The organism is Petralouisia sp., assembly GCF_056822245.1.
Window position 1 is genome coordinate 1 of record NZ_JBQIOP010000077.1, and the last position, 11,446, is coordinate 11,446.

The 11,446-nt window shown below is 46.8% G+C and carries 10 protein-coding genes; all 10 read left to right on the forward strand.

Features of this window, described 5'->3' with window-relative positions; translation table 11 throughout:
• Positions 1-149: 149 nt before the first annotated feature.
• The 10 genes from ACTO17_RS18815 to ACTO17_RS18860 all read left to right on the forward strand — a co-directional run bounded on the left by ACTO17_RS18815 (position 150) and on the right by ACTO17_RS18860 (position 11,369).
• Positions 150-782, forward strand: a complete 633-nt coding sequence (locus ACTO17_RS18815; protein WP_482559017.1) for a type II toxin-antitoxin system antitoxin SocA domain-containing protein — start codon at positions 150-152, stop codon at positions 780-782.
• A 196-nt stretch (positions 783-978) separates the two neighbouring features.
• The gene (locus ACTO17_RS18820) at positions 979-2,169 is read left to right on the forward strand and encodes a MalY/PatB family protein (protein WP_482559018.1); all 1,191 of its coding nucleotides are present in this window, start codon (positions 979-981) and stop codon (positions 2,167-2,169) included.
• A gap of 33 nt (positions 2,170-2,202) precedes the next feature.
• On the forward strand, positions 2,203-3,525 hold the full coding sequence (locus tag ACTO17_RS18825; protein WP_482559019.1) for an APC family permease: 1,323 nt from the start codon (positions 2,203-2,205) through the stop codon (positions 3,523-3,525).
• A gap of 132 nt (positions 3,526-3,657) precedes the next feature.
• On the forward strand, positions 3,658-4,437 hold the full coding sequence (locus ACTO17_RS18830) for a sulfite exporter TauE/SafE family protein (protein WP_482559020.1): 780 nt from the start codon (positions 3,658-3,660) through the stop codon (positions 4,435-4,437).
• A 265-nt stretch (positions 4,438-4,702) separates the two neighbouring features.
• Entirely contained in the window at positions 4,703-5,188 is a 486-nt protein-coding gene (locus ACTO17_RS18835) for a PTS sugar transporter subunit IIA (RefSeq protein WP_172537776.1), read from the forward strand.
• Positions 5,189-5,212: 24 nt separating this feature from the next.
• On the forward strand, positions 5,213-6,052 hold the full coding sequence (locus ACTO17_RS18840) for a PRD domain-containing protein (protein WP_172537777.1): 840 nt from the start codon (positions 5,213-5,215) through the stop codon (positions 6,050-6,052).
• 31 nt (positions 6,053-6,083) lie between these two features.
• Complete coding sequence (locus ACTO17_RS18845; RefSeq protein WP_482559021.1) at positions 6,084-7,649, forward strand: PTS transporter subunit EIIC; 1,566 nt, start codon at positions 6,084-6,086, stop codon at positions 7,647-7,649.
• 47 nt (positions 7,650-7,696) lie between these two features.
• Positions 7,697-9,055, forward strand: a complete 1,359-nt coding sequence (locus ACTO17_RS18850) for a 6-phospho-alpha-glucosidase (protein WP_482559022.1) — start codon at positions 7,697-7,699, stop codon at positions 9,053-9,055.
• 195 nt (positions 9,056-9,250) lie between these two features.
• Positions 9,251-10,858 carry an amidohydrolase gene (locus ACTO17_RS18855; RefSeq protein ID WP_482559023.1) on the forward strand — a complete coding sequence of 536 codons (1,608 nt, stop codon included), beginning with the start codon at positions 9,251-9,253 and terminating at the stop codon, positions 10,856-10,858.
• A gap of 25 nt (positions 10,859-10,883) precedes the next feature.
• Positions 10,884-11,369, forward strand: a complete 486-nt coding sequence (locus tag ACTO17_RS18860) for a MarR family winged helix-turn-helix transcriptional regulator (RefSeq protein WP_482559024.1) — start codon at positions 10,884-10,886, stop codon at positions 11,367-11,369.
• Positions 11,370-11,446 lie beyond the last annotated feature (77 nt).

Genomic DNA, 11,446 nt, shown 5'->3' on the forward strand with positions numbered 1-11,446 from the left:
ACAGATCATTCGGAAAGATTAAATTCCACTATTGAGCAGAGGAAGACTTGCAAGATTAAATTCCATAGAGGGGTGGAATTTAAATTTGCAATTAAGTGAAATCAGGAATATCGTGAAAAAATATAGGCTTGGAGAAGGAGGAAGGTAATATGGCATACAACAAAATGTTTTATTGGAGTGACGATGATGAAGCTTATATTACGAATGTTCCGGCTCTTCCCGGCTGTATGGCAGATGGAGTTACCATTGAAGAATCTCTTGCCAATGCTGACAGTATGATTGAGGAATGGATAAGTTTTGCAAAAGAATTAGGCAGGGAAATTCCCAGGGAAGATTCAGACATGATGGAATCCACCAATCCCACCTCTTTGGATGTGGCGTCTTATATTCTTAATCAGATGGGAGCTGTCGATACATGGATGCTTCAGAAACTGGTGTATTACTGTCAGGCATGGTGTTTGGGAATTTATAAGACGGAATTCATAAATGATACCTTTAAGGATTATGTCGACGGCCCGGTCAATAAACGGTTGTTTGACACCCATAAGGGAAGAAGGATTGTAAGAAAGGAAGATTATCAATTGACCCATTCTTTCTCAGAATCTGAAAAGCGTCATATGGAACACGTCATGGGTACTTATGGGGAAGAAGATGGAGATACGCTTCGGCAGTATACCCATCAGGAAAGGCCCTGGAGAGAAGCAAGGGGAACGCTGAAAGATGGTGAAAGAGACAATAAAGACATTTCCAATGCCCTTATGATGGAATATTACCATAACTGATCATCCGCAAGGTTCTTCCAACACCCCCAAACAGCAGGACAATACTACTGAACTCAGGTGAATGAATTTGTGCACAACTCACAAAGATTCCCTGAGTTCTATTTTTATATTGACAAAAATGCCGAATGATATATAATTAGTTTAACAGATAAACTGTTTAACAATGAAACAATAAAAGAAGGAGAAGGTGGAGACTATGAAGTATGATTTTGACCGGATTGTAGACCGGAAGCAGACCAATGACATGAAGTGGCATGCAAAGGCTGTGGGTTCTTATCTGAACAGGGAGATTCCGGAGAATATGATTCCCATGTGGCTTGCAGACACAGAATTTCCCTGTGCACCGGTGATTGTGGAGGCGCTGAAAAAGCGGGTGGAACAAGAGATATTCGGGTATTGCGCGCCGATGGAAAGTTTTTACAGGGCGGTTTGTTACTGGCAGAAGCTGCGTTTTGACTGGGAGATAAAACCGGAGTGGATTACATATACGCCCACCGTAGTGGCAGGCATTAACATTGCGATCCGGGCGTTTACCAAAGAGGGGGACGGGGTGATTATTCAGCAGCCGGTGTACGATCCCTTTGCCACAATTGTGAAAAATGATAACCGCAAGGTTGTGAATAACGGACTGGTGATACGGGACGGACAGTTTGAGATGAATCTGGAGGAATTGGAAGAACTGGCTTCCAAACCGGAAAATACCATGATGATTTTGTGCAGCCCCCACAATCCCACCGGCCGGGTCTGGAAGAAAGAAGAGCTGATCAAGGCTGCTGACATCTGCCTGAAGCATCATGTGATGCTTGTATCCGACGAGATCCACGGAGATATTGTGTATGATGGGCATACCCATTATCCGCTGCTGAGCCTGGACGAGCGGTATGCCGAACATTTTATTCATCTGACTGCGCCGGGCAAAACCTTTAATGTGGCCGGACTGAAATCCAGCGTGTCTGTGATTCCCAACCGGGAACTGCGGGAAGCCTTTGTAAAAACCCAGACAGCCATGTCCCTGGATGTGAGAAATACGTTCGGCATTGAGAGCGTGATTGCAGCTTATACTCCGGAAGGCGCAGAGTGGGCCGATCAGGAAGTGGCTTATATGCAGGCGAATGTGGACTTTGTGGAGGAATACCTGAAAGAGCAGATGCCGGGAGTGACCATGATAAGGCCGGAGGGCACCTTCCTGTGCTGGCTTGACCTTTCCGGCCTGCATCTGGGAGATCAGGAATTGTTCCGAAGAATTGTATTGGATGCGGCGGTTATCTGCGTTCCGGGGCCCTGGTTCGGGCCTGGCGGAGAAGAGCATTTCCGCCTGAATGTGGGATGTCCCAGAAGCATTCTGACAGAAGCGTTAGAGCGGATGAAAAAGGAATTGTACAGATAAGGTTTGTTTGGATGGAGTAAAAGGAGAAAAGGTATGGAAGATCAAAAGAGTAAACTGTTAAGCAGAGGGGATTTATTTTCCATGGCGGTAGGCCAGATCATCGGGGTTGGCATTATGACCATGACGGGAATTGCAATTGGATTTACAGGAAGAAGCGTAAATATTGCCTACATTATCGCCGGAATTATTACGATTATCGGGGCAGTTCCGCAGATTTACATCGGGGGAACCGCGAACTTTGTAGGCGGGCAGTATTCCCAGATTGCAGTGTTAAGCGGAAAGAAAATGGCCGGCATTTATCTGTATATACAGTTGTTCAGCGCGCTGGCCATCAGTATGTACACATTGTCCTTTGCAGATTATTTTCTGTCTCTGGTGCCGGGAGTTCCTGCAAAACTGATTTGCACCATTGTGCTGACGGCCCTGTTCGGCATGCATCTGCTGGGGGTAAAACAGGCGGCCAGGCTGCAGAATATTCTGTGCGCGGTGCTTGCCGTTGCCATTGCCTCTTATATTGTATTGGGGGTTGGACATATTCAGCCGGATTATTTTACCAGCGGATTTATGACAGGAGGCCCGGGCGGCTTCGTACTGGCGGCTATTTATCTGACCTTTGCGGCAGGGGGCGCCCAGTATGTGGTAAATTACAGTTCCGCGGCAAAAAATCCCACCAAAGATATCCCCTTTGTCATCATTGCCTCCACTGGGGTTGTGGTATTGATTTATGCAGTGATGGCAACTGTTGCAGCAGGCGTGCTTCCGGTGGAGCAGGTGGCAAATCAGCCTCTGAGCGTGTCAGCGGAAGCTTTTATGCCCAAGGCGGTGTATACGTTTTTTGTAGTAGGCGGCGCAATGTTTGCTTTGCTGACCACATTGAATTTCAATATCGGCATGATTGTGTATCCGGTGCTGCGGGCCTGTGAGGACGGATGGCTTCCCAGGAAACTGGCAGTGAAAAATGAGAAATACGGTTCCGCCCATTATATTTTACTGGTCTTTTACCTGATTGGCACAGTGCCGATTCTGATTGGCCTGGATCTGAACACAGTGGCAAACAGCACGGTGATTTTATTTACGATTATCCGGGGCGTAATTGCATATTCTGCCATGCAGCTTCCGAAAAAACTGCCGGAGCTTTGGAACAAATCGTCCTTCTATGTATGCAATGGCAAGCTGAAGGCAGTCTGTATTTTTTCCATGGTTCTTGCAGCGCTGTCTGTGGTAGTGCTGCTGATTTCCACATCCACAGCGCAGATTATCGGGAATATTGCAATTCTGGCATTTTCCATTGTAGTGGCGCTTTTGGTCAATAAACGGGTGAAGCTGAATCCCAGTTTTACAGAAAATTCCCGGTAAAATTGCCGGTACATATTGACATTTTCCGTTCCTCCCGATACATTAGAAGATGAATTGACAAAATACAGGGATTACCCAGCTTCGGCCGGGCCGGGATAAAACCAATAAATGACAGAGAGGAAAGGAAACAGTATGACAATAACCTGGAGAGAAATACTCGTTTTTTTGATATTATTTGCGGCCAATTTAATTCAGGCAATCACCGGTTTTGCCGGAACCCTTCTGGGGATGCCGCCCACCATTCAGCTGATTGGGGTGGACGAGGCCAAATCAGTGCTCGCCATCCTTGACCAGCTTTCCTGCCTTTTGATTGTGCTGACGGGCTTTCGGCATATTAACTGGAAAGAATTCGGCAAAATGGCGGTTCTGATGGTAATTGGAATGTTTCTTGGAATGAAAATTTTTGAAGTGTTCCCGATTCAGCAGCTGTTGACGCTTTACGGCGTTATGATTCTGTGCATAGCTTTGTGGAAGCTTTTCGGGCAGAATTTTCTTAAACCGAATAAAAAAACCTTCGGTGCGGAAACGGCGGAAGAATCATCTGAAGCTGAATCTTTGCTGCATCTGGCAGGTATGCTGCTGGTCATCTTAGCGGCGGGCGTTGTCCATGGGATGTTTGTGTCCGGCGGTGCGCTTTTGGTGATTTACGCTTCCGGCGCTTTGAAAGAGAAAGAGGAATTCAGGGCCACCATGGCAATGCTGTGGGTAACCATCGGCTGTTATCTGACCGGCAATCAGATTCAGGCCGGGCATTTTAATTCTCATGTGATTTTTCTGTGCGCGGCAGGGGTGATTCCGTTGTTTGCGGGTATTTGGATTGGCACGAAGCTGGTAAAGAAAATCAAACAGGAGACGTTCTTAAAGCTCACCTATGTGCTGCTGATTATTTCCGGGGTTCTTGCAATTGTGTGATAGGTATACAATTTGTATGAAATTTCAGGAATAATTTCGTGAAATCAGACAAAATGACAAGAAAAACAAAAAAACTATTGACTTTATTTGCCATATTGTCTACAATAGGGACTACAAAATATATAAAGCGTGTTACTGTTAAATCAGGCATGAGTTCTCTTTAGAAGGGAATTCATGTCTTTTTTTGTTGGTTTTGCACTGCTTTGGCAGTGTTTCCGGCCGGGCCAGCGGAGTATTTACAGGCATGCCGCAAAGGAGGATGAGAATGTTTTCAATTTTTAAGAAAAAGGAAGAACTGGAGCTTGCTGCTGTGGCAGACGGGCGCTGCATTTCTCTGGAGGAGGTAAATGATCCTGTATTTTCAGGAAAAACACTGGGAGACGGGGTAGCGATTGTTCCGGAGGACAGCGTAATTACCGCGCCCTGCGACGGACAGCTGACCATGATAGCAGACACCCTTCATGCTTTTGGAATGACAAGGGAGGATGGCCTTGAGTTGATGGTGCATGTTGGAATAGACACGGTAAAACTCGGAGGAGAAGGCTTTGAGGCATTGGCTGCCCAGGGCAGTGAAGTGAAAAAGGGAGCGCCTGTGATTCGTTTTAATGAGGCGTTGATGAAGGAAAAAGGAATTGACATGACTACCATGCTGATTCTGCTGAATCCGGCCCAGTACCAGTTCACAACTCTGGCCCGGGGACAGCAGGTAAAAAAAGGAATGGACGCCGTCATTACGTGCAGGCAGCCATAATGTTCATGATTGGGGATTTTTCAGATGGAAGCCGTTAAGGTATATAACAACAGCGCTGTGTCAGCGGTAAAACCGGACGGCCGGGAGGTCATACTGACAGGTTCAGGAATTGGTTTTTCGAAAAGGCCCGGGGATACAATTGATGAGCGGAAAATAGAGAAAACTTATTATATTCAAAGTGAACTTCAGACAAAGTTTCTGCAGCTTTTGAAAGACGCCAGTCCGGACGCGGTGCGTGTGGCGGAGGATATTCTGGAACATGCCCGTGCTGGCGGCCTTGAGTTAAAAGACCAGCTTCTGCTGTCCCTGATTGACCATATCTGCTTTGCAATTGAGCGTTATGAACAGGGAATAGAACTGCCTTACCTGATGCTTGCTGAAACGAAGATGCTTTATCCCAGGGAATTTAAAATCGGGGAATGGGCAGTCCGGCAGATTGAATTCCGCTGCGGAGTCCGGCTGCCCTATTACGAGGCGGGGTATATCGCCCTGCAGCTTGCAAGCGCTTCCATGAGCCGGGAGATGACTTACAATACCCTGATGTTTACCAAGGGATGCATGGATATTATCCGGGATACTTATAGCGCAGAACTTGATCCGGACAGTATTGATACGGTGCGCCTGACCACACATTTAAAGTTTCTGGCACAGCGTATTTTCCAGCGGTTTCAGTGGACCGGCGACAATATGGAAAGCCTGCATGAAATGCTTCTGAAAAAGCACCGAAAAAATAAAGAGTGTATCAAACGTCTGAAGGAATATATTCAAAAGGAATTTGATTATAAGTTAAATTCCCAGGAAGAGGTGTATTTACTGGTACACTTAAGCAAGATTTTTTACGGAGAAAAAGAAGGTGATGTTTGACACTGCCTGAACTAAAAGGAGAGAGATTGTTATGAAGAAAAAAATAATGAATTCCATGGAGGCTTTTTCCAAAGCCATGGTACAGCCTTTGATGTACCTTTCTGTGGGGGGCCTGGTGTTGGCAATCGGGGCGCTTTTAACCAACAATACCATTCAGGGAGCCCTTCCGTTTTTGAGCTGGACGCCCATTCAGGTGTTGGGAAAACTGATGTATCAGAGCGTTATGACCATTATCAACAACTTAGGCGTTGTATTTGCTATAGGTATTCCGGCGGCTTTTGCCAAGAAGGATAAGCACCATGCAGGACTGGTTGGATTCATGTCCTATCTGATGTATTTAAAGACCTCCAATGTGCTTCTGGAGGTAACGGGGCAGATGGCCGAGCCCTCTGAGATGATCGGGCTGATTGGAACGGGCCAGGCGGAAATCCTGGGGATTCAGTGTGTGGATATGAGCGTATTCGGCGGAATTATCCTTGGATGTATTGTGGGATATGTGTTTAACCGTACTTCTCAGAAAAGCTTTAACGGCGCGGCGCAGATTTTTTCCGGTGTGCGTTTTACGTTTCTGATTATGATTTTTGTGTCAATTCTGTTCGGCGCGGCTGATAACGTAATCTGGCCCTGGGCCCAGAAAGGAATTGCCGCACTGGCAGGGGTGATTAAGAACAGCGGAACGTTCGGGCTGTTTCTGTATGGTTTCCTGGAGCGTTTTCTGGTTCCCACAGGACTCCATCACCTGGTTTACACGCCCTTCCAGTTCTCAGATTTGGGCGGCGTCCTGCAGGCGGGGGACAATACGGTGGTAGGCGCTTATGCCATCGCCATGACAGAGCTGAATATGCCTGTGGATAAGATGTCAGAAAGTATCTACTATATGGCAATCGGTTTTACAAAAATGTTCGGTTATATCGGGATCGGCGCTGCTTTTATTCATACCGCATACAAAGAGAACAAAAAGCGCGTGCGCTCTACCATGATCCCTCTGATTGTAACAGCCTGTCTTGCTTCCATTACCGAGCCCATTGACTTTATGTTTATCTTCTGCGCACCGGTGCTGTTCCTCATCCATGCAGTAATTGCCGGGTTATTCCTGGCGCTTTTAAAGGTGTTCGGGGTTACGGCTTTTTGCGGAGGAAATATTTTGTCCTCCTTTATTACAAACCTGGCGGCAGGTTCAGAAAAGACCAACTGGCCTATGATGTATGTGTTGGCTGCAATCCAGATTGTGCTTTATTTTACGGTGTTCAGCTTCCTGATTAAGAAGCTTGATTTAAAGACTCCGGGACGGGAAGCGGCAGCGTCGGAGGAGCCGGAGCAGGCAGCGTCAGCAGCAGCGTCGGGCGGCGGAGCTCTTACTGCAAATATCGCAAGTCTTGTGGCAGGACTTGGAGGAAAAGAGAATATCAATTCTACCGAAAATTGTTTCACAAGGCTGAGGGTTAATGTGAAAGATCCCTCTCTTTTGAAGGATGATCTGATCAACCAGGTGCCCAACAGCGGAATTGTGAAAAAAGATGATGATATTCAGATTATCATCGGGCTGAAAGTGGCGGAAGTGAGAACCGCGGTAGAGGATTATTTAAAGACACTGTAATTTTGGGAATTACATAGACGAAATGACAAAAACTAGGAGGAAGAAAGATGATTATCACTATTGTAGGAGGGGGAAGTACTTTTACCCCCGGAATTGTAAAGTCAATTGCACTGCGCAGGGAGGAGCTTGAGGTAGAAGAAATCCGTCTCTTTGATGTGGATAAGGAGCGTCAGGACAAGGTAGGCGCTTTGGTGAAATGGATTTTGGATGAAGATTTGAAATGCGGAATCAAGCTGACCGTGACCTATGACGCGAAAGAAGCCTATACGGATGCGGATTTTATTTTCTCACAGATGCGCGTGGGCAAATATGCCATGCGGGAGCTGGATGAAAAGATTCCTCTGAAGCATGGCTGTGTGGGCCAGGAAACCTGCGGCTGCGGCGGAATGGCATACGCTATGCGCACCATTTATCCCATGATGCAGGCCATTGATGACGCGGAAAAATATGCGAAGCCCACCCATTGGATACTGAATTATTCCAATCCGGCTTCCATTGTTTCAGAAGCCTGCCGGAAGCTGCGTCCCAATGCAAGAATTATCAATATCTGCGATATGCCCATTGCCATCATTGATGTGGTGGCTGCTGCCCTGGAAATTGATAAAAAAGATATTGTCTATGATTACTATGGACTGAATCATTTCGGATGGTTCACTTCGATTGAACACAAGGGCGAGGATGTAATGCCCAAACTGAAGGATTATATTATGAAGCACGAAATCCTGCTGCCCGAGGCATATCTGAAGAATTTTAAAGGCCTGATAGGAGCCGGGGAGAATGAGAACCGCCATGCAAAGGGAAGCTGGTACTATGTTTGGAAAGGTGTTTATGAGATTATGCAGAATTTCCCGGAGACGCTGCCAAACACCTATCTGAATTATTATCTGCAGCAGAAAGAATTTGTGGAGCATTCCGATGTGACTCACACCCGTGCCAATGAGGTAATGGAGACCCGTGAGAAAATGCTTTTCCAGGGAATTGACAAATATCTTTCCACCGGAGAAATTGACGAAAGCGTATTCTATGCAGGAAGCCACGGGGACTGGATTGCAGATCTGGCAATTGCATTAAAGAACGATACAAAAGCCCGCTTTTTGATTATCACTGAAAACAGGGGCGCAATCCCCAACATGCCCTTTGACGCTATGGTGGAAGTTCCCGCATACATCGGCAAAAATGGCCCGGAGGTAATTGCGCAGAACGAGATTCCCCTGTTTCAGCAAGGGCTGATGATGCAGCAGTTAAACTGCGAAAAACTTCTGGTAGAAGGCTGCATCGAAGGTTCTTATGAGAAAGTTTTAAAGGCTTTTACGCTGAATAAGACGGTGCCAAGCATGAAAGTGGCAAAAGAAGTTCTGGATGACCTGATCGAAGCAAACCGGGAATACTGGCCGGAGCTGAAATAAACGTCAGCCGCAGGATTGCAGCTGTTATGTAACAATATGTGCTATAAAAGCTGTCGCAGGAAGGCAACAAAAGGCAAATATGGAGCGATTTAAAAAAATTTCCAGATTTTGCTGCTTTTAGCCTTTCATGCGGCAGTTTTTGGTATATAATAATATTACTGACAATTTTAATTGGAGAAAGGAAAGTGAAGTTTCATGGAGAAATTGTATTATAACGGCGACATTATTACCATGCGAAAGGAAAACGACGCTCCCGAAGCAGTTCTTGTTTCTAAGGGACGGATTGCCTTTGTGGGCGACTTAAAGGAAGCAAAACAGCGCTGTACGGCAGAAACAGAACTGGTGGATTTGCAGGGAAAAACCCTGATGCCTTCTTTTATTGACGCCCATGGGCATATCACGATGCTGGCCCAGTACACGGCATTTGCAAACCTGGGAAAATGCACGGATTTTCAGCAGCTGGAAAAAACGCTTCTGGCATATCAGAAAGAAAAGGATATCCAGGACGGCGTTATGATAGCTTATGGCTATGACCACAATTTTCTGGCAGAACAAAAACATCCCACAAAGGCAGTTCTTGACCGGGTTTCCGCTGAAATTCCCATTTGCATCCTCCATACCTCAGGTCATATGTGCGTGGCGAACAGCGCGCTTTTGGAAGCCTGCGGCATTACAGAAGATACGCCTGATCCGGAAGGCGGGAAATTCGGCCGGGAGGAAAACGGAGAGCCCAACGGTTATATAGAAGAAGTTCCGGCTATGACAAAAGTTCTGATGTTTATGTTTTCCAGGGCAGCCGCAGACTTTGAAAAGCAGATGGAGCTGGCCCAGAACACTTATTTAAAATACGGAATCACAACGGTGCAGGACGGCGCAGTTAACCCGTCAGCGTTTCAAAAACTTGCGGCCGTTGCAGAGGCGGGAGGTTTTTGCCTGGATGTGATTGCTTATCTGATGGCGGATGAGGCAAATCAGACCGTGGAGGCTTATCCTGCCTATGAGAACCAATACTGCGGCCGTCTGAAAATCGGCGGTGAGAAGATTATTCTGGACGGTTCTCCCCAAGGCCGTTCAGCCTGGCTGTCAAAGCCCTATGAAGGAGAAGAGACTTACTGCGGATATCCGGCCTGCACCGACGGGCAGGTAAAGCAGTGGGTGGAAAATTCCATTAAAGCCAAACGGCAGTTATTGGCTCACTGTAATGGAGACGCGGCGTCTCAGCAGTATTTGGATGCATTTTCCCAGGCGGTATCGGACATGCCGGAAAAACTGGAGCAGGTACGTGCGCTTCGGCCGGTGATGATTCACTGCCAGACCGTTCGGGAGGAGCAGTTGGAGGAGATGTCCCGCCTTGGCATGATTCCCTCTATCTTTGTGGCCCATACCTGGTACTGGGGCGATGTGCACCTGAAAAATCTAGGTCCGGTGCGGGGCAGCCAAATCAGCCCTGTGAAATCGGCGCTTCAGTATGGACTTGTGTATAATTTCCATCAAGATCCTCCGGTGGTGGAGCCGGACATGCTTCACACCGTCTGGTGCGCAGTCAACCGGATTACCAGAACCGGACAGCCCATCGGCCAGGAGCAGTGCATCAGCGTGTTTGAGGCATTAAAGGGCATTACCATACACGGCGCCTACGCCTACCACGAAGAGGACAGGAAGGGAACTCTGGAGGCCGGCAAACTTGCGGATCTTGTGGTGCTTGACCGGAATCCTTTAAAAACAGATAAGATGCAGATTCGGGACATTCAGGTGTTGGAAACAGTGAAGGAGGGAAAGACCCTCTATCGAAAAGAGGAGTAAGTACAAAACAAGAAAGAGGAAACCCATGAAAGATATGAAAGAAGCAATCCGATTAATGGAAAATCTGTATTCAGTGGAACGGATGGTCTCAGCGATGGAAAAGGAGCCAAAGCACTACGGGACAGAAGAACTGCTCTATTCCAATGAAGTGCATACGCTGAAGGCAGTTGCCCAACAGGAGGGAATCACCCAGAAGGAGCTGACAGATAAAATGTTCCGTACCAAAGGCGCAACCTCCGTCATGATCAAAAAACTGGAAAAAAAGGGGTTAATTGCCAGAAGAGAAGATGAAAAAGACGCCAGGGTGCTTCGTCTGTATCTGACAGAACAGGGAAAGCGGGTGCATAAATGCCATTTGGAATATGATGAAAAGGTAATTGGAGCATGGATGGAGGAACTGAATTTTTCTCCGGAGGAGATTGAGGGAACAAATCAGGTTCTGGAGAAATATATCGGCTATGTGGAAAAGTGGATGGTGCAAAAACACAGGCTGACGGAGGAAAATTCTTAATCGGTACGGAATGGTAAGAACTATTTAAAAATAATTTTGTCCCTAAATAGACACATAAATGCAACACTTTGGTATAA